Genomic DNA, 26947 nt, shown 5'->3' on the forward strand with positions numbered 1-26947 from the left:
GTGCAGATTCTTTTCGGTGAGTGTTATGGCGATTACCCTGATTATATATGTCATCCTGATGTTGAGTACGGTCTGTGTGATCGCAATGTTCTATCAAATGAACCATCAGCAAAAAAACCGCCTGGCGATTGGGGATTATCTAAAATTGGGCATCAGCGGAATTATTGCCTTTATTGCTGACACCCTGGGGGTTGGGAGTTTTGCCGTTAACGTCGCGCTGGCCAAGCTTCTGGGCACTTTTCCAGATGATGAATTGCCGGCGGTGAATAACGGCGCCCAGGTGATTCCGGGAACTATCGAGTCGCTTTTTTTCATGCAACTGGTTGATGTTGATTTAACCACCATGCTGACCCTGGTAATTGGAACCTGTGTCGGTGGTTTGATTGGCGGGGCTATAGTGAGCAGGCTGAGCAAGCAGGCAATCCGTTTAACGATGATCTGTTGTTTTGCAGGAATTATTCTTCTGTTGCTGGCTCATCAATTCCGATTAATGCCGGTGGGCGGTGATGTGGTTGAACTGCAGGGAGCCAAACTGGTGATTGGTTTTCTGGCCATGGTCATCTGCGGTGCTCTGACCTCAGCAGGGATTGGGCTGTTTGTAATGATACAGGGTGTTCTGTTTCTGATGAATGTTTCACCGATTGTCGCTTTCCCAATCATGACCACCGCTGGAGCCATGCAACAGCCGCTCACCACCCTGGTCTTTTTACAACAGGATAAAATACCCTTAAAGAAAACGATGATCTTAAGCCTTTCCGGTTGCCTGGGTGTTTTAATCACTCTGCCCTTATTTGCGCATCTGACCGTAACCTGGCTGCATACACTGCTGCTGTTAATAATTATTTACAATTTGTACGCAATAAGCAGAACCTATCTTAAAGTCCGCCGTTCACCCCGTCTGACCAGTGGATTTTCCGGGCTGGCTGTTAGTGATTAAGTTTTTTATACTCTTGGATCTCTGATTTTCACAAGGATGGCTTTATGAATTTAATCAAGAAGTTGCAAATAGTATTTTGCGGGCTGCTGATCTCGGCGGCCTCGTATGGATTTAATCCTGAGTTTGACACGATGGTGATTTTTGGCGACAGTTTATCAGACAATGGTAATTTATATCGTTATTTTCTCCATTTTCTACCGGTTTCACCTCCCTATCACGAAGGGCATTTTTCCAACGGGCCTTTATGGGCTGAATATGTTTACCAGAATTATTTCCCTTCTGATTATACCATCGGTTTTCAGAATTACGCGGTTGGGGGAGCAGGGGCGGTATTATCCTATAAAGAAAACCTGCCCTTCACACTAACGGTAGAGCTGGATGATTATTTTTACTGGAATACTTACGGGCACAAAGAAACCAGCCTGTATTCCATATGGATTGGTGCAAATAATTATATAAATGGTCCTACCAATGTAGAGCCGCTTACTGACGGGGTTGTCGATGCGATAGGAAATGTGACAGAGCGTTTGATTGGCAGGGGCGGGAATAAATTTCTGATTATTAATTTACCGGATTTAGCAAAACTGCCGCAATCAAAAAAGATGAGTGATCCTTCTCTATTGACACGCCTGACCCTCGCGCATAATCAAAAGTTACAGCAGCGGGTTGAAGCATTGCGCAATCAGTATCCCGATGTCCTGTTTTTGTATTTTGATGCCTATACTTTTTTTAATGAATCAAGCGCTCACCCCGCGGATTATAATATAACGAACATTGAAGATCCCTGCTATATGGGCAGTTACAGTGGCTGGCTTACAGCACTTCTCCCTTCACGGGCTGCCTTGCATGATTTTTTAAAACAGCAGAATCCCTCAATGAATGATACGCAATGGTCAATTATTGAATCCAACCCGGTACTGCATGAGGCTGCCGAAACAGCCTATGTGTATTCGCGATTGCCAGAGGCCGCCAAAGAAGAGCCGCTTTCCTGCGATAGTTATTTATTCTGGGATCACGTGCATCCCACCACTGTTGTGCACCGCCTGATTGCGGAGCAAGTTAGTAAACTGATTGAGGAAGCCGGTCTTAAGCCAGGCTGGCCAGAATCAATCTCTAAAAAGGTTAGTAATGGAAGAGATAAGCAAATCACAAAAAAAGCGTGATGCAGACGCTTTAAAGAAATTAGGGGTTAAATTGGTTGAGCTGCCCGCTGGTACTCTGGATCAGCTGCCCTTAACTGAAGTTTTGCGGCAGGCGATTGATGCCGCAAAAACGATTAAAAGCCATGGTGCAACCCGGCGTCAGGCGCAATTGATTGGAAAATTAATGCGAGGCGCTGATCATGAGGCCATTCTGGAGGCCTATGAATTATTGCAGGCTGAAAAAAGCGCGCAGACAGCCAGTTTCCATGAGGTGGAAGACTGGCGCGAGCGCTTGATGAGTGAAGGAAATGAGGCGCTTACTGAATTTATCAATGATTATCAGCCTCAGGATGTACAGCAATTACGGCAATTAATCAAAAAAGCAATTGATGAGCGTAAGGCCAATCGATCCTTAGGTGCTTACAAAGCGCTTTTCCGCATGATCCGCGACGCGGTTGAAGTACAGTAATTTTGGACAAACAATATTTGCTCGCCTAGAATACGGGCTAACTATTTATATTGAAGAGAAGGCATGAATTATTCCCTGTTTGTCAGTTGTGCCAAGGGATTGGAGTATTTGCTCGAGGCTGAGCTAAAAGTTTTGGGATTGCATATAACACGCGTAAGCCCGCAAGGCGTTTATGGCGAGGCTGGACTACAGGTTATTTACCAGATTTGCATCTGGTCGCGTCTGGCCAACCGGGTCCAATTGATATTGTTCAGCGGCCAGGCTCATAATGAGCAAAGTCTGTATCAGCTTTGTAATCAGTTCCCCTGGCAAACGGTATTCAAGGCCGATAAGACACTGGCGATTGAATTTCATGGCTCTTCAAGTCATATTCGTAACTCTATGTATGGCGCCCAGGTAGTTAAGGATGGCATCGTCGATCATTTCAGGAAACTGCATGGGCAGAGGCCATCGATTGATCGCGAAAAACCGCAGATAAGATTGCACGCGCACTTAAAACTGGATACGGTGACCGTAAGTCTGGATTTGACCGGTTATAGCCTGCATCAGCGAGGCTATCGCCAGCAGGCAGGTGATGCGCCCCTGAAAGAAACCCTGGCCGCAGCCATGCTCCTTCGAGCCAAATGGCCGGAACTGGCGGAAAAGGGATATAGCTTTCAGGATCCTTTCTGTGGTTCGGGCACGCTGGTAATTGAGGCGGCGATGATGGCTGCCAATATTGCCCCGGGGTTATTGCGAAATGATCAATCAGTCATTCATTGGGTTCAGCACCATGAGTCGCTCTGGGAGAAATTGCGAACCCTGGCACTGCAACAGGTCAGACCCTCGCATTGCCGGATTAAAGGCAGTGATAGTAATGGCAAACTGATTCGAATGGCACAAGCCAATGCAGAAAAGGCCGGTGTGGCTCGCCTGGTGGAGTTTGAGCAGCAAGCCCTGCAAGATACACGTCCGGTGGCGCCAAAAGGTTTGCTGCTGTGTAATCCGCCCTATGGTGAGAGGATGGGAGAGACTACCCAGCTGATTCCCCTGTATCAGCAGCTGGGAGCGACCTGTCATAAATACTTTCAAGGCTGGGAGGCCGCTTTTCTAACTACCAATCCCTTGCTGGCCAAGGCGGTAGGCCTTCGCTCCAGTAAGCAATATACCCTGTTCAATGGCCCGCTGGAATGCAAACTCTACTGCCTGACTATAAGCGCTTGCAATCAGTTGAAGAATAATGATAAAGAGTCGCTGTCTTCCGGGGCACAAATGCTGGCAAACCGCCTGCAAAAGAATGCGCAGCATTTACAGAAATGGGCGAAGAAAAACAATATCAGCTGCTATCGGGTTTATGATGCCGATTTACCAGAATATGCCTATGCAATTGATGTATATAAAGATTACGCAGTACTCCAGGAATATGCCGCTCCCGCTTCAATCGCTGCTCATAAAGCAGAAAAGCGAAGCCTGGAGGTTATGCAGGTTGTTCCCATAGCTTTGAATATTGATCCGGATAAGCTCGTTGTTAAAACGAGAAAGCCGCAAAAAGGAAGCGATCAGTACCAGAAGGTGAAGCAAACACAGCATACGATGATCGTCGAAGAAGGTCGGGCTAAACTTAAAGTAAATTTATATGATTATCTGGATACCGGTTTATTTCTTGATCATCGTCCCCTGCGTCTGCGTTTTGCCGCACTGCCTTCAGGAACCCGTTTTTTAAATTGTTTCTGTTATACCGCCAGTGCCAGCGTTCATGCCGCTTTGGCAGGAGCCTTCACTACCAATGTCGATTTGTCGAACACCTACCTTAATTGGGCTGAAGAAAACTTTCGCTTAAATCACATTGACTTATCCCGGCATCAGTTTGTTCATTTTGATTGCCTGGAATGGTTGAAAATTGCCAAAGATAAATATGATGTGATTTTTCTCGATCCCCCCAGTTTTTCCAATTCCAAGCGGATGAAAACAACCCTGGATATACAAAGAGATCAGAGCGTTTTAGTGGAAGAAGCCATGCGTCTTTTAAATAGGCAAGGCGTGCTTTACTTCTCAACTAATCTGCGCCAGTTTAAACTGGCTCCAGAGATTAGCGAGCGCTATCTGGTGAAAGATATCAGTGCGGAAACCATTGATCTGGATTTCAAGCGTAACAAGCGGATTCATCAGTGCTTTATGATTAGTCATCGTAGTGAGTAAATCAAAACGCTCAGGGGCGGGCAAAAAATAGGCATAATTTGTAGATTTTGACTACACTATAGTTATTACCAAGCTGTTTGAGTAATGATAATGGCTGCAAATCCGAAGGACAGCCCGCCCTCTGCCGTTAAAGCTGCTTTTGAAGCAGCGAAAGTGACTGATGTTGTTGATGCGCTCAAGAGTCTTTGTAACCAGACCGAAGACTATTTACCTGTTGCGGGACCTCTGCCAAAAAATACTTATACCTATCAACTGGAGTTAATTACTCAGAAATTGCTGGCATTGGAAGGCTTTTATATAAAAAACAGCGATGGAGAGTTTCAGATCATTTTTGATGATGGAACGCAGCTTGAGCTGACTAAAATCCTGACGCATGCCAATTTTGAACATTTGGAATTCAAGCCGCCTGATTATAAACAATATGAAGAATATATTTATAATCATTCGCAATATAAACCGGATATCGAGGGTGTTTTTCCAAGTGAAGAACTGTTTCGAGACAATGATAAAACCGGCGCGGTTCGCGAACTGAATTATGCCGAAATGATGGCTATTAATCTGTACACCTCTCCGGATTACTATAAAAATATCAATGCGCTGACTCGCGGTACCTATGAGTTTGAAGACAGGCCCGAATGGATACGAGATGTCATCCTGCATTCGGTGATGAGCGCCAGCGGCCTCTCCAAAGCGCAGGAAGTGACTATTCCCGGAACCTTCCGTTATGAAAGTGTGTATAGCGAGGATGCCCTGAAGCAGCGTATTGAACTAGCCGAGACTGGTGGAGTTAGTGTTGAGCGAAATTTTATCAGTTCGGCTGAAGTGCCTGCAGAACGATTCGTCGATAAGATTGCAATTACCTATACTGACGTCAAGGGAAAATGCATAGCTCCTTTATCTGCGTATCCCAATGAGCGTGAATTTCTGATTCCTCCAACCCAAATGCAATGGAAAGGTTATACACAAGAAGGGGATACGCATTATTTCCATGCCAGCCCTGTTGTTGATTTGCAGAAAGTCCATGAAGAAGCTTTGGAAATGACTTCACCTGAGATGCAAGCCACATATCAACTGATGTTCCTGAATAACCATGTGCAAATGATGCAAAAGCAATTTGAAACCTTTGATGCTGATGTGCAGGAAGCTTTTGCCCCCAGGCTTGCTGAACTGCAAAATTACATTAATGAGAACGGGCTTGCATTACAAGAGGGTTCTATTAGCAGCCAGGAGATATCCGAGTCACTGAATGGATTATGGGAGCAGCTCAGTAATTTGAGTGAAGAAGCGCAGGTCTTGCAGAATAAAGAATTAATAGTTCAGGAGAATGTTGCCGAAACTGGCTATAGTTCTGGTCATTACAAGCTAAGATTATCGGAGATGAAAGACGATCCGGAACCTGAACCTGAGCAGGATTATGGTTATAAATACTAGGGCGTGTTTTAAAAGTTATAGACAGGCAGTTTTTTGCTTATGAGGAATGGGATTTCTGAATCCCCCGCATGAAGCGGAGGACACAGAGGCCGGATGTTTAAATCTCCGGCGGGTTTTTTATATCCTTTACAATGACCTCTTCTTCCTGAGTATGAACAGAGGTTGGGGGTACGACTGATGCCGGCTCTGCGACTACTACAGGTTCGGGACCATGCAGTTCATCGCGCAATTTAGGCAGATAACCTGCCATAAAACAAAGCTCTGCTACCAGGAACAGAGGGGCCACCAGAGCCTGCTGTACACTGGTCATGAAAGCAGGTTTGCTTCCTTCCATAAAATGGCCTGCCAATTGCAGGATCCAGCCGATAACAAAGCAGAGTATGAAAATCCATAAATTAAGTCCATTGGGCCCGGGAGCACTTAAAACCGCGCTGATCCACAATAAAATCGCCAGCACAGGTAATAAAAGCAGGGTCAGTCGCCAGTTTAATCTGAAATAATAAATTAATAAGGCAACCGTTAGAATTTCTGCCAGCGTGATATCAAATATCCCAGGAACAATCACGTGAAAGTAGCCAAAAAAGATCATCAGGCTGAATATAATCAGCGGAACCCCCGCCAGATGCGTGTAAAGCGTGGTTTTTTCCTGATGGTATTGACGGTATAAATAGGCTTGCTCGAGAAACGTTTTCATCCTGAAGTCCTTAGTGTTTTCTCCTAAACTTAGCATAATTTGAACAAAATCACCAATCAGGCAGGCTTCCTGGGCAGGTTTCAGGGCCTTTATTGTTAAAGGATACCGATGAGCATTTGTCATTTAAAAATTTCTAGTCGCTCCTTGATTGTGGTTAAAATGTGTACTATCAGTATAATGATACAGCAATCTGTTTTCACGTAAGTTTGAGATTCGATGCAAGAAAATATACAAAAACTATTGAGGGATTCGAAGGAAAGTATAAAAAAGGCAATTATAACGTACAACAACAATACTGTTGGGGGAGAGCATTTTTTAAAGCTAATTGAAGAATACACTTCCCTCTTTGTTCAAAATATCTCATCAGTATACAAGCCAAGAGTTGTCCTGATAGGGGATTATTCAATCGAATGGATTGCTATTTACTTTTCTTTAATCAATACGGGCGCGATAATAATTCCAATTGATGAAAATATCAGCTCGATAGATTTTAATCAAAAAATATCCTTTATTTGCCCCCATATTATTCTCAGTTCGTCAAAAAGGCTAAGTACTATACCAGAAGCCTATTCTGAATTGGATATAAACGGTATTAATGGCTACAGATATCAAGCAAAAAATGATTTAGAATCGAGTCCGGAAAATGTGATGACAATGATATTTTCATCCGGAACTGGAGGTAAAGAAAAACTGATTATGTTATCAGAGTACACTGTTGCTGCTGTGGTGCAAATCTACATGGATGAAATCAAACAGTATCAATGCAAAAATGTTCTTAATATTCTTCCATTAACCGCCATATATCCATTGTCTATTGTTCTGGCAACCATTATGACTGGTGGACATATTGTGTTATCAAATCCTCAAGCTAATTTTGCTGCATTGATGAATAAAAACAAAATTGAATGCTTACCTGCCGTACCCATGTTGTTAGAAAAATTATATGAATCAATATTTACTTCTATAAAAAAACAAAATGCCATTAAACGTCTGGTTTTCAAAGGGGCTTATTCAATCAATCAATTATCTGTTCGTTGGTTCAATAAAAACCATGGCCGCAAGCTGTTTAACGCAATTCATCAGAAGGTGAATCCTGATTTAAAAATCATACTTTCAGGAGGTGCTGCATTAGATATAAACAAATTAATATTTTTAAATGCAATTGGATTTAACATATTAGAAGGATATGGACTTACCGAAATAGGCGGTATCGCTACTGTTCGCAAAGAGAAACCTGCTCAGTTTGGTTCCGTTGGTCTAAGAATGAATGATGTTGAGATTAAAATATCTGAGGCGAATAACGAGATTTTGATTAAAAGTAAACGTCTTTTTAAAGGATATTACAAAGATGATTCAGCAACAAAATCTGCGATTAATGATGGGTGGTTTCATAGCGGTGATGTGGGTTATTTTGATAGGTCTGGATGTTTGCATATCACCGGACGATTAAAAGATGTCATTGTAAGAGCAGATGAAACCAAACAGTTACCATCCTTATTGGAAAATCATTATATGAATGTCGTAGGTATGAATGATTTTGCCATATGTGGCGTACCCATTCCTGAGCACTCAGGCGATAAAGTAGTACTTTTTGTAGCGAATACTAATCCCACACAGCAACAGGAATTAATAGATAGAATCTTTAGAGCCAGTAAGGTGTCTGAGGCAAAGTACCGACTCGATCAATGTCTATTTGTAAATGAGTTACCTAGAAACAAGCTGGGAAAAATTTGCCGTCAACAATTGATTAAAACTCACTATTCATCGGTACTTAAAGATAGTGCTAACGAATAAATAAACTTGTATGGAGTCATTTGATGAACACCTCGCATGTAAAATTTATAAAAAAGAATTTTAAAAAAATTGTTACTCAGTCTGTATTCTGGTTTATCTATTCTCTTAAAAAACCGTACATGGAAAAAGTTGATGAACGGGCTACTATCAGCCAAAAGAAATTTTATAAACACAGTTTGGTGGATGGTTTTTCCGCATCCTCTCGAATTACAACCTACAATTTATTTCAAGGCGAGATTGATTCCAGGCTTTTTGAGGAAGCAGTTAATCATGTCTGTAATCAACACGATATCTTTCGAACAACTTTTTTCATGAAGAATAGTCAGCTCTATTTTACAGTGCATGACAAACAGTTTTTTGCGGTTGAGCAATATGATTTATCCAGTTCCCATAATTCTCAAAATATAGAAAAACTCTGCAATCAATTGGCTTTGGAGCCATTTAATCCTGAACAGCTGCCATTATTTAAGATATCAATAATTTTATTACCTAATCACTATTTCAAGATAGTAGCCTGTTTTCATCATATGATAGCGGATGGATGGACCTTATATCATTTGCAAACGCAAATCGCAAAAACATATGCTTCATTAATCGATAAAAAACCCTTGGCAGCATGCGACAAAAATATTCAGTTTGGTGATTACATCTTTATCGAAAATATGACGAATTCCTGGTTTGAAAAGTCTAGACTCAGCTTCTGGAAAAAATATTTGCAAAGAGCTACTCCATTAGCACTTCCTTTTTTAAATATGGACACTGCTCCGACCCAAAAAGCCGATAACACGAATATAATGATTTCTAAAAATGCTTTCAAAGCAATCAAAGATTTAAAAAAGAAAATGGGTGTGTCTAATAACACCATACTTTTAGGAGTGTTTATCACCCTTTTATATCGCTATTCCAGACAAGAAACAATAACTGTTATTATACCAAGATTTGCCAGATTTCATCCCAAACAACAATCCATCATGGGGCCAATGCTGGATGGCCTTCCATTGATTCTGGATATGAATGATAACTTATCCTTTTTTGATGTCATCACCCAATTGAAAAATGTGATGAATGAAATCATGAGTCACGATGATATTCCTTTTGATTATATTCTTGAAAAATTGCAATACGAGCATCAAATGAATTTGAATTTTTTTCAAAATGCAGTTGTATTTAACTATATTTCGGCTGAGTGGCGTAAACATTTTAATTTAAAAAATGCTGAATTTATAAAAGAAGCATTTATTTCAACCACTATTTCAAATTTAATGAATTTCTATATTATTGGTGAGTTTGTAAATGGACAGTCTCTTCTAAGCGGTCAACTCACGTTTCAAACCGAATGTATAGATAACCTCACAGCGCGTTTTTTTCTAGAGCAATATCAGGATTTAATAGAAAAAATTGCTGAAAATCCAGATATGGCAATTAATCAATATCAGCTGTTGACTTACTATAGGGACATAACATTACCAAATGTTAAGCAAAATTTAATCCAGGAGCAAATACCGTTAATTACTGCTCTTCTCCTGAAATCATTTGAAAAAAATAACAATCACACTGCAATTTCCTGTTTTAATCAGCAATATACTTATCAGGATCTATTTAATACAGTACTTTTAGTGTTTTCTGCCCTTAGAGATATGCCTAAGCCTCCAGCATATATCATAACAGGCAAGCGAAATTTGCTGTGGCATGCTGCCTTAGTGAGTGCTTTATTTTTGAATGTTCCGTTTTGTTTGATAGATGAGTCTGCTGAGGAACAGGTTTTAAATGACAGACTCCCACATTTAAATAATGCCCTTGTTTTGAAAAGTTCTCCTTTACATGAACGAACTCGCAACATTATAAATGACAATAATTTGACATTAATTGATTTGGATAAAATTAGTATTGAAAAAGTTCCGGCAACAATTCATGAATTAAGAAATTACTCTTCAAAAATCAGGCCCCATGATCTTTCATATATTATGTTCACCTCCGGCTCTACAAATAAACCTAAAGTTATTTATGGAAACCATCTTGGGCTTTCACAGTTTATTAATTGGCAAGTAAATGAATTTCATTTAAACAATACTGACATTTGTGGACAAATTACCAATGTCCATTTCGACGTATGTTTAAGGGAAATTTTTTCTCCTTTGGTAAGCGGTGCAAAATTAGTAGTTCCTGACAATTCATTAGCTGAAAACGCACTTATATTTTTTGACTGGATTGATAAGGAAGACATAACCTTTTTCCATGTGGTGCCAAGCCTGTTTCACATGATTATGCTAAACAGTACTCATTTTGGAGCACACAATTTGCGTTCCTTGCGGTATATCTTCTTTGCAGGTGAGGCTTTAACACTTAATCTAATAAGAACGCTCCAACGAAATTTTTATAATTATGGTGTACTGATCAATTTATATGGACCTTCTGAGACAACGCTTGCCAAAGTTTGTTATATGGTTCCTGAACATCCTCAGCATCAAATCATGCCTATTGGAAAACCAATACCTGGATGCCAGGTATTTATTATGAATAATAAAAAGATTTGCGGTATTTGTGAGTCTGGTGAAATTGTTATACGAACACCTTATATGACCAATTTAGCACCAGAGGACGATCGCTTATTGCTAAATGCAGAGTCTGATCAGCCCGACGATAGACTATATCGCACCGGTGATCTTGGTTTAATTAAACCTAACGGTGAGATTTATATTCTTGGACGGACTGATTCCGTTTCTAAAATCAATGGCATAAGAGTTGATTTAAGTAAAATACAACAGCAACTCATGGAGCTTTCTTATATTAAGGAATGTTGTGTCACGATTAACACCAACCAGTCTCAAGACACTCAGTTCCTGGTGGCGCATGTTGTGATTGCTCAAGACAATCAACTTGAACTAACCGAACTCATCATAAACAATCAATTAAAGAAGAATGGTGGCTCAGGTCCTGCTCCACATGTTTATAATGTGATGGACAAATTACCGCGATTATCCAGCCATAAATTTAATAAAATTAAATTGTCCAGCTTAAAAATTGAAGAGTTGAACCGATTAAACCAAGCAGCTTCTCAAAAGTTAATTGAGGCAAAGAACAGTACAGAACTAAAAATACAGTCTATTTTATCAGGTATTACCCAAAATCAGGAAATTTCATGTGATAAAATGTTTGATCAATTAGGGATCACTTCGCTGCAGATAGTCCAGTTTTTAATGAAATTGCAACATGATTTTGAACAACCCATCAGTCTGCAAGATATTTTCAAACACAATACCATTCAAAAACTATCCCGATTTTTAGATAAAAATCAAAATGAAGAAATAAAGTATTCACCGCTCACTGGTTTAACAGCCAATTATTTACGTCAGTATGCAGAGCTGCCCAAACTCAAGCATGATGGTGCATTTCTTAAACTAATAACTTCAGTAAAACAAAAGCCAGCAGCCAAACCAGCGATTAGAAAAATATTTTTAACAGGTGCATCCGGATTTTTAGGTAAGTATTTATTGGTAGAGTTATTAGCACAATTTCCAGAGGCCACTGTTTATTGTTTAGTACGAGGTAAAGATAATGAGCATGCATTAGCACGGCTCAAAGAGCAATTACTCTTACTTCCTATGGATGTATCGCTCTACGAGCACAGACTAAAATCAATTGTCGGAGATTTGGATAAGGAACGATTTTCTTTGCAATCAGACGAATTTAAATCTTTACAAAATGATATTGATTTAATTGTACATTGTGGTGCTTATGTCAATTTTATTAGTGATTTTCATACACTGTTCCCCTCCAATGTTAACGGAACAAAAACAATTATCGAACTAGCCGCCAGCAGAAAAATTCCTGTTCATTATGTATCTACTGCCGGAATTTTCCCCGGGCGTAAAGAATGGGAACATAAAAAAATAGAAGAAGATACGGATATATATTTTGAAGATGGATTCCCTTTAATTGGTGGTTATTCGCAAACAAAATGGGTCGCTGAGTCTTTAATGCAAAAAGCAAGAACTTTAGGAGTACCTGTAAGCATCTACCGCTTTGGTCGAATCAGCGGCGATACAGTTACAGGGAATTGGCCAGTTCATGACTTTGTCATGGCCTATTTGATTTCAATGGTCCAATTAGGAATTGCCCCAAATTTATCAACCAAAATTGAAATGATTCCAGTGGATACAGGCGCCAGGTTAATGATTGGTTCTTGTTCTATGAATACTCATGGTAACCAGACCTATCATATTATTAATCCAAATCAGATTTCTTTTTCGGACCTTAAAGTTTTGTTTGCTCAAATTGGATTCAGTTTAAAACTTGTTACCTATGAAGTATGGAAAGCACAATTAACTCAGGCGGTTTTAGATGGTAAAGATAACGCTTTGACTCGATTCTTACCCTTATTCCCTGAAAAACTGGATGACTTGCCTCGGTTAAAATTCAATAGACAATTTTCAAACCGGACTTTAGAGCCGATAATAAACCGTGTGGGGATTGAATTTCCTAAGCTAACATCTGAGTTATTAAAATTTTATCTGGAAAAAAATACTAACTTTCTGACCCATTAATTTAGCCTCAGGCTCATCTAAAAATTTAAAAAAGCGGCTCGCTTCAGTCGTTGATATAATTGTATTTGAATGATAGACATCAATGAGTCCCTATGGAAAACAAATAGCTTCTTGTGGCAATTATATCATAAGGTTTTTCAGCTAGTCATTGAAACTATTAAAACCATTGAGTGAAGGCATACAGGAAGTGAACATTTCGTATACCGTCTCCGCCAGGGTCTGTGGTTTGCTTGAAGCCTGCGGGAAAAACCTGTGCTTGCCAGTATGGTTGATGAGGCTGTCATTAGCCGCAGGGGATAGCACTTGATTAAAGAGACTGCGTATTTCGGTAATATCTTTCTTTTCAATAAGGCCTTTCCACTGATCTTTTGACCTATTTATATTGGCCTGAATGGCTGGGTGCCGGGCAATTAAATAGACCATGTCGTCAGTTGAGTCAAGTGCTTCCCTAATGATCAGATTGAAGGAAGGAGCAATGCTTTGGCTCATGTTAGGAAGACTAAGCAGACCATAAACTGCGTCATAGGCCTGCTCACGAATGGCCAGGCGAAGCGCATAATGCTGACCTTCTGGCAGATTTGATTGATAGTCGCTATTGGATAATAATGTATCCAGGGGTATGGCATTCGGATATTCTCCGGGATTTTTTGTCTTCAGAATAGCAATTTCGAGTGTACTTAAATCAAAACTAAGCATGGGTGTTTCGCTCAAGGGTTAAAAAAAGACGCCTGAAGCAAGGCACATCAGGCGGAGTTATTTAAATCAGACTATAAAGAATGGCTGAAATAGCGATTAGCCCCATCGCTATCACAAAGGTATTAGTAAAAGGTTGCTTATATTTTTGTAAGACAGGAATTTTGGCAATAGCATACATGGGCATTAAGAATAATATGATTGCAATGACTGGGCCGCCTAAAGTTTCTATCATGCCCAGAATACTGGGATTGACGGTCGCCACCAGCCAGCAAGTGATAATCATAAACACTTCGATGGCCAGTTGTATTTTGTTATGGGCTATATCCCTGTTTCGTTTTTGTAATCCCTTGACAATCAATCCCTGCAAGCCTTCGCTGGCGCCCAGGTAATGCCCGAGAAAGGATTTTGAAATCGCAATAAAGGCAATAAAAGGAGCGATGTAGGCTATCACCGGGGTTTTAAAATGATTGGCTAAATAGGACAGAATGGAAATATTCTGTTGTTTGGCGAGAATCAGGTCCTGGGGTGAAAGGCTAAGCACACAGCTGAATACAAAAAACATGACGGTCGCCACCATCATTAGATGGCTATATTTTAAAATGCTCGAGCTTTTTTGGTCAGCTCCAGTAGAATAGCGCTGTTTCTGAGCAACCGCGAATGAAGAGATAATCGGCGTGTGATTAAAAGAAAATACCATCACAGGAATCACCAGCCACAGTGTTTTCCAGAAGCTGCTGCTGGCGGCAACCTCACTTAAGCTGCTGCTCTCTGCAAAAATAGCACTATTCCAGTGCGGAATAAGATAAAGAGACAAAAGAATGAGAACGGTGACGAAAGGATAAACCAATAAACTCATCGAGCGTACGATCATTTGCTGACCAAAGCGAACGATGGCCATCAACGCCAGGACGAGCACCAGCGCTATTAGTGAGCGTGGCGGTGGAGTAACTCCCATCTGGTTCAATAAAAAGCTTTGCGTTGTATTGGTAATGGCCACACTATACATCAGCAGGATAGGGTAGATAGTAAAAAAATACAGCAGTGTCAGAATGCGCCCTGCCCGTGAGCCAAAATGCTCATCGACCACTTCGGTAATATCACTGCTTTTGCCCGAGCCTGACAAAACAAAACGGCAGAGTGCCTGATGGGAAAAATAAGTCATCGGGAAAGCCAGCAACGCCATGATAATCAGCGGCCAGATGCCATGTAAACCGGCGTTAATAGGAAGAAATAAGGTTCCTGCCCCAATGGCGGTGCCATAAAGACCCAACACCCATATGGTATCTTGCTTATTCCATTCAGAAACATGGCTTTTTTGTGAGGCTAAGGATCCAACTATTCCTTCTACAGACATAACATATCCTCGTTGAGTGATAAATTAGCATGATTCAGCTCATTTCCTGACTTTAACGCATTCTATTCCTTCAGAAAATCATACGGGCAGTTTGTACTATTTTTAGGCAAGGCATTTATCTTAGCGAATCTAATCTGACAAATCAAGTATCAGCTTGTTCAATAAGTTCATTATAACGATAACAAGAGCATATATGGTCATTAACCATGCCAACGGACTGCATAAACGCATAGCAGCTGGTAGGACCTAGAAAGGCAAACCCATCTTTACGCATTTGTCTGGCCATAGCACGAGACTCGCTGGATTCAGTGGGAATCTCAGATAAATCATGCCTTTTATTGACAATAACCTGTCCGTTGGTAAATTGCCAGAGGTAATCAGCAATAGATTGTGTTTCTTCGATACGCAGAAATGCCTGTGCATTTTTCCTGATCGAAAAAATTTTGAGCCGATTACGAATTAATTCCTCATTACTCAGAAATGTAATGAGCTCATCATCCCTTAAAGCCGCCAGGCGTTCGGGAGAAAAATTATAAAACGCCTTACGCATCACTTCGCGTCTTTTCAGAATAATATGCCAACTCAAACCTGCCTGCATACTTTCCAGGACAATCATTTCAAAAAGCTTGTCACGATTTCTGAGAGGAACACCCCATTCTTCATCATGGTAGCGTTGGTATAGCTCATCTTTCTGACACCAGGTGCAGCGAATTCGCTCAGAGTTTTTCAAAGGTCCATTTCCCAAATATAAACAAAACATTGCCGGCGCCCTGCGCGCCAGGGATGTAAGTAGCTCCAATGCTGGCATGGCGATAATTGATGGATAGCCAGGGGAGGACTCCCGGAAATGGGATGCCCTTGAAAATATCAGGCCGGGCAGTGACCAGTACGCTGTAACCCCCGCCAAGCCGCAGGTTTTCGCTCAAATGCGCCACTTTTAAAAATGCATAGCCCAGCGCGGGTTCAATGTTTTTATGCGAATCAAGAAATGCTATCGCGTACAGACCATGCCAATCATTGTCTTCATCATAGAACCCTTTCCCCAGACCACCGCCCCAGGCTTGTTCATTATAAGTTTTCAGGCGCTCCTTGTCGTAAGTGTAGCGGTTATGCCAGGCATAGCCTGTTCCATATAGCTCATTGCTGCCTTCAGTCCATATCTGATGCAAACGCTGGCATGTTTTATGTATCAAATAAGGAAGACCTTCACAGGATGAAGACGTTTCGCCGGCAAGAGCTGCCGTGGATAGGCCTGAAATTAGTAAAAATAGTAAACGATTCATTTGATATTGAAATGAAGGGGTTCAGCCAGCACTTGTTTAATGCTACAGTGAATTGAATTCGGGTGCGTAGCTTAATCACCATTAGTAAAATTGTTATTTATTAAGAGCATACTAACATGGACTTGTTTCGTAAAAAAGCGGTTAATTCCGAATTGGAAGATGAATCCTCACGTCTGGCCAGATGCCTGTCAGCACTGGATTTAGTATTTCTCGGTGTGGGCGCGATTATCGGCGCCGGGATTTTTGTTCTAACTGGTATTGTTGCCGCAACGCACGCCGGACCCGGTATTGTTTTCTCCTATATTCTTGCTGGCTTGGCCTGTGCTTTTTCAGCGTATTCCTATGCAGAGCTGGCAGCGGCAGTCGGCGGCTGCGGCAGTGCTTATGGTTATGCCTATACCGGTTTTGGTGAATTAATGGCATGGATTGTCGGCTGGGATCTCATTCTGGAGTATGCGATTTCTGTTCCTGCTGTTTCCGTCGGCTGGAGCGGGTATTTTAACGATTTGCTGAAAGCGATGCACATTATAGTTCCTGCGGATCTGCTGCATGCTCCGCAGAGCGGCGGAGTATTTAACGTTCTGTCAATGTCGATTATTTTATTTCTAATGTTGCTGCTGAGTATAGGAATCAAATCCAGCACCCGGGTCAATAATTTAATGGTTTTTGTGAAATTGATCGTTCTTTGTCTCTTTATCATTATCGCCAGTTCCAATGTCAATCCTGCCAACTGGACTCCTTTTCTACCTTTCGGCTGGGAAGGAGTGGTTCAGGGCGGCGCGCTGATATTTTTCGCCTACATTGGGTTTGACGCGGTTTCTACCGCGGCTGAGGAAGCAATCAATCCTCAACGCGATCTGCCGGTTGGTATTCTGGGCTCATTAATTCTTTGTACCTTATTTTACATTATTGTTTCAGGACTGCTGACGGGTATTGTTCCCTATCCAGACCTGAATGTTTCTTCACCCGTAACGCATGCAATGCTGCTGCTTGGCTATCGAGCTGCTGCCGGGTTTATCGGTATAGGTGCGGTTGCCGGGCTAACCACTGTAATGCTGGTTCTATTCTATGGTTTAACAAGAATTATTCTGGCGATGTCCAGAGACGGTTTATTACCGCGATTTTTTGCCAGGACTTCGCCAAAAACAAAGGCCCCGGTTCGAATCATTATTATCTGTGGTGTTTTAATGTCGCTCATTGCGGCTCTTCTGCCAATTAATGAACTGGCGGAGCTGGTGAATATTGGAACCTTATTTGCATTCATTACTGTTTGTATCGGGGTCATTGTGATGCGCTATACTCATCCGGATTTGCCAAGACCATTCAGAACGCCCTTTATGCCAGTCGTTCCAATTTTAGGGGTGATATCCTGTTTATATTTAATAATTAATCTTCCCACTCTGTCATTACTACGTTTTGTAATCTGGATGGCTATTGGACTGGTGATCTATTTTAGTTACAGTTACAAGCACAGCGCGCTTAATGGAGTCAGGTTTGGTAAAGGGTCAGAAAAAACCGGCAATTAAAAAAGCCAGAAAAAAAGAATCGGTTTCTCAATTATTGAGAAAAATTGTTTCAGCTCATAAAAAAGAGAAATCGATTAGTTATGGGGAATTGATTCAGTCAATGGGAGAACGCGCATTTGGCTTAATCACTATTCTGTTTGCTTTGCCCAGTGGCCTGCCAATCTCAATTATTCCAGGCTTTTCTTTTGTGTTTGGTTTGCCAATTGTCTTTATCGCTCTGCATTTAATTATTGGCAGAAAAAGCCTATGGTTGCCTGCGCGCCTGGCTCGCCAGACTGTTGATATTGATACTCTGGAAAAGGTGCTTAGCAGGACAAGGCCTTATTTATTATATATCGAACGGCTGCTAAAACCGCGGTTGTTATTTTGCTTCTCAGGCATTGCAGAGCACATCCACGGACTTTGCCTTCTTCTTCTAAGTTTATTATTACTGCTGCCGATTCCTCTTAGCAATTTTGTTTTCGCGGCCCTGATCATTTGTTTTGGCCTGGGTCTGATAGAAAAAGACGGATTGCTTATCCTGCTCGCCTATCTGGGATTTGCCGCCTATATTCTCTTTCTTAATCAGGTGATCCGACAGCTCTTAGGGCTGTTTGCCTAAGTTTTTTCTGGACTATAGCCATATTGTCATTTCCGCGAAGGCGGAAATCTATAGATGGTTTGGCACAGTGTCATGTTTGAAATGGGTTTCCGCCTTCGCGGAAATGACAAAGTCGGGTGTAGCCTGCGCATATTCACTAAGCTCCCTAAATTCTTGCGGATATATTTCCTAGCCAGGAAATCAGCCTCCATAGACCGCCGCAAGTGGATAATGCTTGCCAAAACTTGCAAAACTGTGTATAAAGGAGAAAGTCTGTAACATTATTAAACATTTTTTCTGGCTTTTGTATGATAAAACGGTATTTTGACAAGAAGTTTTCTTTCCTGATGACAAGTTCTGATGTTCTGTTTTCACAATTCGACTTTCGAGTCCTCCATGTGGTCTCTGTGGCCTGTTAACGGATAACCACAGCTGAACTTATCTCGCTCAAACCCGCATGAAGGAGAACTCAATGCAGAATTACAAATCAATTTTTATCTACGGATTTGCCATCTTTGTAATGTTTTTTGGCTCAGGAAATCTGGTTTTCCCCTTGCAAATCGGATATGCGGGCGAAAGTAACTGGTTAATGGGATTTGCCGGGCTTTTGCTGACCGGCATTTTTTTGCCGCTGATGGGCTTGTTTGTGATTAAGCTTTACCAGGGCAGCTATCAGCGGTTTTTCTCTGAGGCTGGGAAGACAGCAGGCATATTGCTTCCTTTAATTATGCTGGCTTTATTAGGATCTTTTGGTGTAGTTCCACGCTGCATTACAGTGGCTTATGGCAGTGTTAATTACCTGTTCCCCAAAATCTCTCTGATGCCCTTTAGTCTGGTCTTTTGCCTGATAACTTTCTTTTTCTGTTTAAATGATCGCATTATGGTCAAACTGCTTGGCAAATGGATGAGTCCGCTTTTATTATTGACGCTTGTGGTTCTGATTGGTGTGGCAATGTGGAAATCTCCTCAGGCGGGAGGTAATACGGCTGCGCTTGCTGCTTTTAATAACGGTTTTGTAACCGGCTACCAGACGATGGATTTGTTCGCTTCTTTCTTCTTTTCTGCTTTAATTTTTCAGCAGATTCAACAGCAATTTCCTAATGCCTCATCCAGAGAAATCATCGGTTTCGCCATTAAACCCAGTATCATTGGGGCCGGTCTTCTGGCAATCATTTACTTAGGGTTGGTCTATTTGGGTGCTCATTACTCCAGTCTGATTGGCGATGTTTCCCCGGAGTTGATGCTGCCGGCAATAGCGTCCTATGCAATGGGTGATAAAGCCACTTTATTTATGGCAATCACCATGTTTTTTTCATGCCTGACTACTGCAGTGGCTCTGAACAATTTGTTTGCGCGCTACCTTTGCTCACTGTTTAAGCAAGAGGATAAATTTCCGTTTTTTCTATGTTTGACCAGCTTAACGGCATTTGCCATTTCACTACTGGATTTTAAGGGGATTGCCGCTTTTCTTTCCCCGATTCTTCAGTTAACTTATCCGGCAGTGATTGTGCTTACTGCCTTATGCATTTTACTTCGCGGCCGTCAGCGTCTGAAAACGCTGGTATTCTATCTGATTACCGCGCTGGTTGGCGGACTGGTATCCTTTCACCTGGTTAATATTGGCTAATTCTTTTCCAAGAGCGAGCGGCCCGGTTTTTTTATTAAAGGCTGGGCGAGCCGAGTCAAAGATGCTACTATTTAAGCAGGCTTTAATGGCTTGTTCCTCATCAATGGCAGGCCCCTTATTCACAGCAAGGAAATTAATGAGATCGTGGTTTTTGAGTGTTTTGATGTTTACCTTAATGTCGGGTTCCCTCATGGCAGCTGAAAAAAAAATCGTGTATGGCTATGTTGAAAAAGCGCTGCTGGTTGATAAAAATCTGACGGTTTCCGCCAAGCTGGATACGGGAGCAAAATCAGCCTCTCTAAGCGCCATTAATATTCAGCCGATCGTCAAGGATGGTAAGCAATATCTGCAATTCACTGTACCCAGCAAGCAAGGCAATGTTGATTTTATCGCTGAATATCTGGGTAAAGTTAGAATCAAGGTCAGAGCCGGAGAGCATCTTGCAGGCAAACTCGAGCCCATCAGGAGGCCGGTGGTCTTAATGCGAATTCGGATGGGAAATGTTGAGCAGCAGATCCCGGTCAATCTGACTAATCGCAAACGGTTTATTTATCCGCTTCTGCTAGGTAGAGATGCCATCAATGCGTTTTCAGGTCTGGTAGACCCTTCCTCCGCATTTAGAATAAAAATGGGTAAGTAGGACAAGAATGAAGTCTAATCAACGTCATGTTTATGGTTTAATTCTCTGTTTGTTTTTATTGGGTACGGGTCTTTTTCTGTACCGGCATTTTATTCTGGATGTTCCGCTGACGGACACCGAAACGGTCAATAGCTGGATGGTCGAGTCCAATTTACGTTTCACCGCCGACAAAAATGCACCAGTAAAAGCCAGCTTCATAATTCCCTATCTGCCGCCTTATTATGCCATTCTGGATGAGTACTTCGTTTCTCATAACTATGGGGTAACGACCAATCTGAAGGGCTATAACCGTCAGACCGTCTGGTCGCTTCGCCGCGGGCATGGTGCGCAATCCTTATATTATCGTGCGATTTTTCGTGAGACGGATAACAATGAATCTGTTTTGCCCAAGCCGCCAATGGTCAAAGCGCAGGTGCTGGATGAAAATCAAAAATCTGCTGTTGATACAATTTCGAATATTGTTCGCCCAACATCTGCTGATATCCAGACCTTTGCTCAGGAAACAATAAAAGAACTGAATAAAAAAGATGGAAATGCAAAATTATTGGTGGGTCCTGAGTTTAACGAAGAGAATGTGATCAAAGCGGCTATTTTAATCCTCAATCAGGCAAAGATATATGCAATGCCGGTTAAAGGGATTTACCTCAATCAGCAAAGCCATGCCGAGTTTAAATTGTTCATGGCCGTATACAACGACAAGGAATGGTTTTACATTAACCCCCGCACTGGCGGTACAGGTTTGCCGAAGACTTTTCTGGTCTGGCAGTATGGTTCAGAACCTCTGTTTGAAGTCAACGGCGGCAAAAAAGCCAGTTTTAATCTGACCGTGTCGCCGACGCCTATCAATGCCTTATCGATTGCTAAAACCCGCGGTTTACAAACCGACTCGCAATTGCTGCGCTTTTCCCTGCTGCAGCTTCCGGTTAATGTACAGGAGACTTATAAGATTTTACTCACTGTACCAATTGGTGCTTTTATTATTTTACTTCTGCGCAATTTTATCGGGTTGAAAACTTTCGGTACTTTCATGCCTGTCCTGATTGCTCTGGCATTTCGTGAAACTCATGTCATATGGGGGATTGTACTCTTTGTATTCATCGTCTCCTTTGGATTACTGGCTCGCTTTTATCTCGATCAACTCAAACTGTTATTGGTGCCGCGTCTCGCGGCGATTCTAACGGTTGTCATTCTCCTGATGATCTTTGTCAGCGTCATGAGCCAGAATCTTGGTCTGGAGTCGGGCTTGTCGGTTGCCTTATTCCCAATGGTTATTCTCACAATGACTATTGAGCGGATGTGTATCACCTGGGATGAGCGCGGCGCCTCCGAAGCAATAAGAGCCGGCGTTGGCAGTCTTGTGGCGGCAGTAATTGCTTTCGGCGCTATGAATTATCCTCCACTCCAGTATCTTGTATTTGCTTTTCCAGAATTATTGCTGGTGCTGCTGGCTCTGATTTTACTTTTTGGTCAATATCGTGGTTACCGGCTTTTTGAGTTGTTTCGCTTCAAGGCTTTGGCTGGGGAACATTGATGTTTGGTATTTACCGGCGGCTCAAACAGGGACATGTTTTAAGTATTAATCAACGAAACAGCGATTTTGTTCTCAAATACAATGAAAGAAAGCGCTATCCTCTGGTTGATGACAAACTAAAAACCAAGCGTCTCGCGGTAGCTGCAGGAATTGCGGTGCCGCAGCTTTATGAAATTATAGAAACAGAACATCAGATAAGGCAGCTGGATTCCATTCTCGAACCCTATAAAGACTTTGTAATTAAACCGGCTCATGGCGCCGGCGGCGATGGCATTCTTGTGATTACTGATCGCGTTTTTGGACGCTATCGTCAGATTAATGGCAAGTTATTGACTAATCAGGAAATGGATTACCATTTGTCCTGCCTGCTTTCCGGAGCTTATAGCCTGGGAGGGCACGCTGATTATGCCATTGTCGAGCATCGCGTTGTGGTTGATCCCATCTTTAAAGAAGTTAGTTATGAAGGGATCCCCGATATTCGGATTATCACGCTATTGGGATATCCTGCAATGGCTATGGTACGATTGCCAACGCGTCAATCGGGAGGGAAGGCCAATCTGCATCAAGGGGCAATAGGTGCTGGGATCAATCTCGGTACTGGAAAAACTCTGGGAGGAGTTTTTCATAATGATGCTATCGATTTTCACCCTGATACCATGATGCCGATTGTAGGTATTGAAGTGCCTTACTGGCAAAAAATTCTGGAGATCGCGGCCAGTTGCTATGAACTTACCGGTTTGGGTTACCTGGGAGTTGATATTGTCCTCGACAAGGATCACGGTCCGTTAATGCTCGAGCTGAACGCCAGGCCCGGTTTAAATATTCAAATCGCCAATCGCGAGGGCGGATTACAACGCTATCGGGCCATTGAGGCCAGAGCTGCGGCCTGTAAAGAGCCAGTGGAAGAGCGAGTGAAGTTCAGCCGCGAGCAGTTTCTTCGCTAGGCAGGGATAATCCCTCCTTCATCAGAATGGGTTGATCCGATAATCAATCAACGCGAGGCTTCGCAAGCTGAGACTCTGAATGATATAAATCCTCAAATTTTCGTTTTCGATCTGCTTTCTGGCGCGTAAAAAAAGACATTTGCCGAGATTCCTGAGAATCTCTCCACCAAAGAGAGGAACTTTGGGTTATCAAGTGTCGATCCAGGTTCATTGTTGCTGCCAGAGATTTTGATTTCATTTCCCGAGCGGTTAAAGCAACAGGCACTCTGGCACTCCCATTCAGGCTCCATTGCCTTCCATTTGTATCTGGAACAGTCAGTATGCCGCCATATGAAACGATAGGGCATTCAAATAATTGAAGATTCTCATTCAACTCAGAGGCGATAACCGAATTTTTACTGCTTTCTCCACAGCAATAGACATGAATTGAACAAATTCGATGATGAATCAGTAAAAAATCGTAATTAAAACGCTGGGCAACTTCTTCCGCACTAATGCGCAAAGCCTGATTATAATTTTTATGGTTTCCCAGCTCCAGACTGGAATTAGCATAGCCATGAGCGCAGATATACACCTGAAGTGGTTCAGAAAGAAACGCCAGTTTAAGCGGCTCTTTATAGAAAAGAACTCCGATTGATTCTGCACTAATGGGTAGATGATTCCTTAACCATTCATCTGTACCTGCGACAAGATCACCTGCCTTTTCGCGTGTAAAGGGAACATACAGTACAATCATTTCTAAAATCCAGCATCTATGAACGTTCAAAAGGATTGATTTTAACAAAAGCAGCTTAAGGGTTTCTTAATTCGTTATCTTTGATTATTTTAAAAGTAAAGATCCTGCGCTTACCGGGTTTATTCGGACTACTCGAGTTTTGGCCTATATGTTTAAATGCTGCTTGCCTGAACAGCAAGATATCTTGGTAAGCACGGTTGATTTAACGGTTGGCTACCAGTTATGCCGATTATAAGGCGATTAAAGCAAATTTAGAGTCTGAAGCCGCCTTGGATTATGTTGTTAAAAAATTAAGACCCCTGATTGCTCATGCCTCCATTAAACGGTCGTTTTTTAAGTCCATGCATTTGTGGAGACCTGAGCCTTTCGAAATAAGGTCGCCAGTGTATTGAAAACGCATCCAATTAACCTAAAGTCAGAAACTTATTGAGTTGAACTTTTATGTAATGACTCTGGGGGACGGTTTGCACGGCTAAGCATGTAAATATGACTTCACAGAACTGAGGATGGAATACAGGTTAGTAAAAAATCAAGCAGGAAGGCCGCCTAATGCTGTACACCACATTTGACAATAACTCAAGTTATTTGAGGGTTTAATGAAAGATAAGGCGGAAGATAGTGATAAGAATATCGTTAAATTCATCTCATTTAGAGGTGTGGCTCCTAAAAGATTTAGATATATATTTAGGAAAAATAAATTAAATAGGAAAAAAGAAAACAAAATTCTGGAATGGAATCTTCAAAATTCAAAAGCAATAAATCTATCACATTCTACTCCATTAGCTTATTTTTGGGTAGAGACCTTATATATTAATAAAATTAGAAACTATAAAGACGAGCTTTCAGATGAGTTTTGCTTAGTACTTGATGAATTATTAAAAACGGACTTACAAGAACAATTTAATTTATTATTGGATATTTTCAAAGAGGATGAGATTACGATTAATTAAATAACTTTATACATTAAAGATAAAGATTATATTTTCTAAGAAAAGAAACTGTCTTTTCTAAGCCTTGTTTAGATAAAATTAATAAATATTCTTCAATGTTTTTTGGTGGATTTTTTAAACGACTTCGTACTGTTTTAGTTGCCAAACAAAGCTTTTCAAAATGTAAATCGGTTAGATGCATTAAGAAATCATCAGGGTGTTGGGCTTCTATTGAATATTTGTCTAGCTCTTGCTTTGGAAAATCTTTGGTGTTGAAGGTTACAATTACATTGCATCCAGAAACAATTGCAGCAGCAAGAACGTGATTGTCATTTGGGTCAGGGAGTTTGAGTGCAGCTTCAATGTCTTCATAATTCTCAACTAAACAATCTAATACTGACATATTCATTATATTTTTTGTTTTTTCCAATACATCTCGTGAGAGATCTGGTCGGTTTCTTAAAACATTTCGTATCCATTCCTCATGAATTCGATTTGTCCATTTTGCACGATACAACTCACTTACGGCTAATTGCATAAGTAAATCGCGAAGAGGGGCAGGGTAGAAGACGCAAGCATCATATAAGACAGTAAAATTTGACATTTATCAGTATCCCATCTCCAAATCTTGAGCTTGATTTGTCAATTCTTGCAATGCCTGTTCTCTTTCAACCACGGTTTTATTTTTAAATATCATGACATCACTGGCTAGAACTCTTCGTCTGTTTCCTACTCTACTAAAAGGTATTTTTCCTTCCTCCAGAAGTTTGACAAAATAAGGACGAGAAACATTTAGTAAGTCGGCTGCCTCCTGTGTAGTTAGATGGGCATGGCCAGGAGTTAAAGTTAAAGAGTGGCCTTCGGCTAACTCACCTAAGATTGCAATAACCAGCTCAACGGCTGCTCTAGGTAACTCTACTTTAACTCCATCCAAATCAAGAAATGATTTGGATGGTCGTTTTCCAATAGTTTTGACGCGCTGAAATGATTGTCTAGCAATTCCGCGATCGTGTGTGTTTGGGATCTTGATTTCCATACTTAGATTAGACATAAGTGATACCTTCTAAAATTTAATAAAAGTATAGCATGTAATCGAAATATTCAAAATAAACGAAATAAAAGAAATATATGGTTTGTGTCATAAATTGTGGCATAGCTGTGACAGTAATTGGCAGTATTAGACTGTTTTAAGCTGTTTTTCTTGCTTTCGATGCTTCGCAAGATATTGATTTTTAAATACTTTACGAGACAAGCATAAGGCTTCGAACCAAGGTGTCAGGGGTTCGAGTCCCTCCGAGCGCGCCATTTAAATCATTTCTGACTTTTACCTTTCCCAACTCTCTTCCTGCGGCAACATCTGCCCAGATAATTGTCTCCTATTACCCGGCCTTGCTGGATAGCGGCAAAGAACGCACTGCGTGGATTATTAAATATACTATGGCTATCTAACTATTAATTCAGATCCCATGTAGCCTGGTTGGCGCCTTGCGACAACCGGGTTGCCTAATCCCTAATATCCATAGAAGATCTCCTTTCGAAAGTAAGAAGGAAAAACACATTGCTCCGGAGAAAAATCACGCCAATGTTGTGCCACTTGTACTCCTTTATTCAGCGGAGTGCGTAGTTCGTCATATAATTTAGAAAAATATAGCTTTCAAAGAAAACCCGGTTGCCGCAAGGCGTCAACCAGGCTACGAGGCTAATGCTTTACGCACATTGGCTAAAGCAATCTCACGTGGCTCTAGAGGTAAATACGCTAGATCTATATCCACAGATAACCTCGGGAAATCTCGCACAAATAGATTAATAGCAGTACCTCCCTTTAAAGCAAAACACGTTTCCTTGTCGACGAGAGGAATTAAACGAATGAGCAGCAAAACCTGCTTATAATATGGTGACTGTTTATTCATAT

The 26947-nt window shown here is 41.4% G+C and carries 22 protein-coding genes and 1 pseudogene; 14 read left to right on the forward strand and 9 right to left on the reverse strand.

The window, feature by feature from the left end:
* Nucleotides 1-25: 25 nt before the first annotated feature.
* The 5 genes from LXA66_RS15265 (at nt 26) to LXA66_RS15285 (ending at nt 6157) form a co-directional block, all read left to right on the forward strand.
* A complete protein-coding gene (locus tag LXA66_RS15265) occupies nt 26-937 on the forward strand; it encodes a TSUP family transporter (protein WP_233013829.1) in 912 nt (303 codons plus the stop codon).
* 44 nt (nt 938-981) lie between these two features.
* Nucleotides 982-2100 (forward strand): SGNH/GDSL hydrolase family protein, encoded by a 1119-nt coding sequence (locus LXA66_RS15270; protein ID WP_233013830.1) that lies wholly within the window; start codon nt 982-984, stop codon nt 2098-2100.
* Nucleotides 2066-2548: a ribosome biogenesis factor YjgA gene (gene yjgA, locus LXA66_RS15275; protein ID WP_233013831.1), complete on the forward strand. Its 483-nt coding sequence runs from the start codon at nt 2066-2068 to the stop codon at nt 2546-2548. The genes LXA66_RS15270 and yjgA overlap by 35 nt, the downstream gene beginning before the upstream one ends.
* 63 nt (nt 2549-2611) lie before the next feature.
* Entirely contained in the window at nt 2612-4726 is a 2115-nt protein-coding gene (rlmKL, locus tag LXA66_RS15280) for a bifunctional 23S rRNA (guanine(2069)-N(7))-methyltransferase RlmK/23S rRNA (guanine(2445)-N(2))-methyltransferase RlmL (protein ID WP_233013832.1), read from the forward strand.
* A gap of 90 nt (nt 4727-4816) precedes the next feature.
* The gene (locus LXA66_RS15285; RefSeq protein WP_233013833.1) at nt 4817-6157 is read left to right on the forward strand and encodes a hypothetical protein; all 1341 of its coding nucleotides are present in this window, start codon (nt 4817-4819) and stop codon (nt 6155-6157) included.
* Between the two features lie 97 nt (nt 6158-6254).
* Here LXA66_RS15285 and LXA66_RS15290 read toward each other — a convergent pair whose 3' ends face one another.
* A complete protein-coding gene (locus tag LXA66_RS15290) occupies nt 6255-6974 on the reverse strand; it encodes a DUF962 domain-containing protein (RefSeq protein ID WP_370637286.1) in 720 nt (239 codons plus the stop codon).
* 93 nt (nt 6975-7067) lie between these two features.
* Between LXA66_RS15290 and LXA66_RS15295 the strand changes: the two genes are divergently transcribed.
* Nucleotides 7068-8645 (forward strand): AMP-binding protein, encoded by a 1578-nt coding sequence (locus LXA66_RS15295; RefSeq protein WP_233013834.1) that lies wholly within the window; start codon nt 7068-7070, stop codon nt 8643-8645.
* 23 nt (nt 8646-8668) lie between these two features.
* The gene (locus LXA66_RS15300; protein ID WP_233013835.1) at nt 8669-13189 is read left to right on the forward strand and encodes a thioester reductase domain-containing protein; all 4521 of its coding nucleotides are present in this window, start codon (nt 8669-8671) and stop codon (nt 13187-13189) included.
* A gap of 141 nt (nt 13190-13330) precedes the next feature.
* On the opposite strand, the gene LXA66_RS15305 is transcribed toward LXA66_RS15300, so the two are convergent.
* From LXA66_RS15305 to pagP, 4 genes are all read right to left on the reverse strand, one after another.
* Complete coding sequence (locus tag LXA66_RS15305; protein ID WP_233013836.1) at nt 13331-13885, reverse strand: hypothetical protein; 555 nt, start codon at nt 13883-13885, stop codon at nt 13331-13333.
* 61 nt (nt 13886-13946) lie between these two features.
* Nucleotides 13947-15239, reverse strand: a complete 1293-nt coding sequence (locus tag LXA66_RS15310) for a serine/threonine transporter (protein WP_233013837.1) — start codon at nt 15237-15239, stop codon at nt 13947-13949.
* A gap of 142 nt (nt 15240-15381) precedes the next feature.
* Nucleotides 15382-15969: a DNA-3-methyladenine glycosylase I gene (locus tag LXA66_RS15315; RefSeq protein WP_233013838.1), complete on the reverse strand. Its 588-nt coding sequence runs from the start codon at nt 15967-15969 to the stop codon at nt 15382-15384.
* On the reverse strand, nt 15956-16522 hold the full coding sequence (gene pagP / locus LXA66_RS15320; RefSeq protein ID WP_233013839.1) for a lipid IV(A) palmitoyltransferase PagP: 567 nt from the start codon (nt 16520-16522) through the stop codon (nt 15956-15958). Before pagP ends, LXA66_RS15315 begins: the two co-directional genes overlap by 14 nt.
* A 116-nt stretch (nt 16523-16638) precedes the next feature.
* Here pagP and LXA66_RS15325 point away from each other — a divergent pair, with 116 nt between their 5' ends.
* From LXA66_RS15325 to LXA66_RS15350, 6 genes are all read left to right on the forward strand, one after another.
* On the forward strand, nt 16639-18048 hold the full coding sequence (locus LXA66_RS15325; protein ID WP_233013840.1) for an amino acid permease: 1410 nt from the start codon (nt 16639-16641) through the stop codon (nt 18046-18048).
* Complete coding sequence (locus LXA66_RS15330; protein WP_233013841.1) at nt 18017-18649, forward strand: exopolysaccharide biosynthesis protein; 633 nt, start codon at nt 18017-18019, stop codon at nt 18647-18649. The genes LXA66_RS15325 and LXA66_RS15330 overlap by 32 nt, the downstream gene beginning before the upstream one ends.
* Before the next feature lie 451 nt (nt 18650-19100).
* The gene (locus LXA66_RS15335) at nt 19101-20255 is read left to right on the forward strand and encodes a branched-chain amino acid transport system II carrier protein (protein WP_165483090.1); all 1155 of its coding nucleotides are present in this window, start codon (nt 19101-19103) and stop codon (nt 20253-20255) included.
* Nucleotides 20256-20391: 136 nt separating this feature from the next.
* The gene (locus tag LXA66_RS15340) at nt 20392-20895 is read left to right on the forward strand and encodes a RimK/LysX family protein (RefSeq protein ID WP_133139504.1); all 504 of its coding nucleotides are present in this window, start codon (nt 20392-20394) and stop codon (nt 20893-20895) included.
* A 7-nt stretch (nt 20896-20902) separates the two neighbouring features.
* On the forward strand, nt 20903-22426 hold the full coding sequence (locus LXA66_RS15345; RefSeq protein ID WP_058506869.1) for an inactive transglutaminase family protein: 1524 nt from the start codon (nt 20903-20905) through the stop codon (nt 22424-22426).
* Nucleotides 22426-23370, forward strand: a complete 945-nt coding sequence (locus LXA66_RS15350; RefSeq protein ID WP_112218853.1) for an alpha-L-glutamate ligase-like protein — start codon at nt 22426-22428, stop codon at nt 23368-23370. Before LXA66_RS15345 ends, LXA66_RS15350 begins: the two co-directional genes overlap by 1 nt.
* A 43-nt stretch (nt 23371-23413) precedes the next feature.
* Here LXA66_RS15350 and LXA66_RS15355 read toward each other — a convergent pair whose 3' ends face one another.
* On the reverse strand, nt 23414-24106 hold the full coding sequence (locus LXA66_RS15355; RefSeq protein ID WP_233013842.1) for a hypothetical protein: 693 nt from the start codon (nt 24104-24106) through the stop codon (nt 23414-23416).
* 596 nt (nt 24107-24702) lie between these two features.
* Between LXA66_RS15355 and LXA66_RS15360 the strand changes: the two genes are divergently transcribed.
* Nucleotides 24703-25056 (forward strand): hypothetical protein, encoded by a 354-nt coding sequence (locus LXA66_RS15360; RefSeq protein ID WP_233013843.1) that lies wholly within the window; start codon nt 24703-24705, stop codon nt 25054-25056.
* A gap of 13 nt (nt 25057-25069) precedes the next feature.
* Here the strand turns inward: LXA66_RS15360 and LXA66_RS15365 are convergent, their stop codons facing one another.
* The 3 genes and pseudogenes from LXA66_RS15365 to LXA66_RS15375 form a co-directional block, all read right to left on the reverse strand.
* Complete coding sequence (locus LXA66_RS15365; protein WP_233013844.1) at nt 25070-25639, reverse strand: PIN domain-containing protein; 570 nt, start codon at nt 25637-25639, stop codon at nt 25070-25072.
* A gap of 3 nt (nt 25640-25642) precedes the next feature.
* Entirely contained in the window at nt 25643-26086 is a 444-nt protein-coding gene (locus tag LXA66_RS15370) for a helix-turn-helix domain-containing protein (RefSeq protein WP_233013845.1), read from the reverse strand.
* Between the two features lie 649 nt (nt 26087-26735).
* Nucleotides 26736-26945: pseudogene (locus tag LXA66_RS15375) on the reverse strand (nucleotidyl transferase AbiEii/AbiGii toxin family protein); the annotation flags it as partial.
* Between the last annotated feature and the right edge of the window lie 2 nt (nt 26946-26947).

The organism is Legionella sp. 16cNR16C, assembly GCF_021297775.1.
Taxonomy (GTDB): Bacteria; Pseudomonadota; Gammaproteobacteria; order Legionellales; family Legionellaceae; genus Legionella_C; species Legionella_C quinlivanii_A.

Excerpts from the sequence above, each read along its gene's own strand:
- LXA66_RS15265 (WP_233013829.1), top strand. The coding sequence starts at position 26 with ATGGCGATTACCCTGATTATATATGTCATCCTGATGTTGAGTACGGTC.
- LXA66_RS15270 (WP_233013830.1), top strand. The coding sequence starts at position 982 with ATGAATTTAATCAAGAAGTTGCAAATAGTATTTTGCGGGCTGCTGATC.
- yjgA (WP_233013831.1), top strand. The coding sequence starts at position 2,066 with ATGGAAGAGATAAGCAAATCACAAAAAAAGCGTGATGCAGACGCTTTA.
- rlmKL (WP_233013832.1), top strand. The coding sequence starts at position 2,612 with ATGAATTATTCCCTGTTTGTCAGTTGTGCCAAGGGATTGGAGTATTTG.
- LXA66_RS15285 (WP_233013833.1), top strand. The coding sequence starts at position 4,817 with ATGGCTGCAAATCCGAAGGACAGCCCGCCCTCTGCCGTTAAAGCTGCT.
- LXA66_RS15290 (WP_370637286.1), bottom strand. The coding sequence starts at position 6,974 with ATGACAAATGCTCATCGGTATCCTTTAACAATAAAGGCCCTGAAACCT.
- LXA66_RS15295 (WP_233013834.1), top strand. The coding sequence starts at position 7,068 with ATGCAAGAAAATATACAAAAACTATTGAGGGATTCGAAGGAAAGTATA.
- LXA66_RS15300 (WP_233013835.1), top strand. The coding sequence starts at position 8,669 with ATGAACACCTCGCATGTAAAATTTATAAAAAAGAATTTTAAAAAAATT.
- LXA66_RS15305 (WP_233013836.1), bottom strand. The coding sequence starts at position 13,885 with ATGCTTAGTTTTGATTTAAGTACACTCGAAATTGCTATTCTGAAGACA.
- LXA66_RS15310 (WP_233013837.1), bottom strand. The coding sequence starts at position 15,239 with ATGTCTGTAGAAGGAATAGTTGGATCCTTAGCCTCACAAAAAAGCCAT.
- pagP (WP_233013839.1), bottom strand. The coding sequence starts at position 16,522 with ATGAATCGTTTACTATTTTTACTAATTTCAGGCCTATCCACGGCAGCT.
- LXA66_RS15325 (WP_233013840.1), top strand. The coding sequence starts at position 16,639 with ATGGACTTGTTTCGTAAAAAAGCGGTTAATTCCGAATTGGAAGATGAA.
- LXA66_RS15335 (WP_165483090.1), top strand. The coding sequence starts at position 19,101 with ATGCAGAATTACAAATCAATTTTTATCTACGGATTTGCCATCTTTGTA.
- LXA66_RS15340 (WP_133139504.1), top strand. The coding sequence starts at position 20,392 with ATGAGATCGTGGTTTTTGAGTGTTTTGATGTTTACCTTAATGTCGGGT.
- LXA66_RS15345 (WP_058506869.1), top strand. The coding sequence starts at position 20,903 with ATGAAGTCTAATCAACGTCATGTTTATGGTTTAATTCTCTGTTTGTTT.
- LXA66_RS15350 (WP_112218853.1), top strand. The coding sequence starts at position 22,426 with ATGTTTGGTATTTACCGGCGGCTCAAACAGGGACATGTTTTAAGTATT.
- LXA66_RS15355 (WP_233013842.1), bottom strand. The coding sequence starts at position 24,106 with ATGATTGTACTGTATGTTCCCTTTACACGCGAAAAGGCAGGTGATCTT.
- LXA66_RS15360 (WP_233013843.1), top strand. The coding sequence starts at position 24,703 with ATGAAAGATAAGGCGGAAGATAGTGATAAGAATATCGTTAAATTCATC.
- LXA66_RS15365 (WP_233013844.1), bottom strand. The coding sequence starts at position 25,639 with ATGTCAAATTTTACTGTCTTATATGATGCTTGCGTCTTCTACCCTGCC.
- LXA66_RS15370 (WP_233013845.1), bottom strand. The coding sequence starts at position 26,086 with ATGTCTAATCTAAGTATGGAAATCAAGATCCCAAACACACACGATCGC.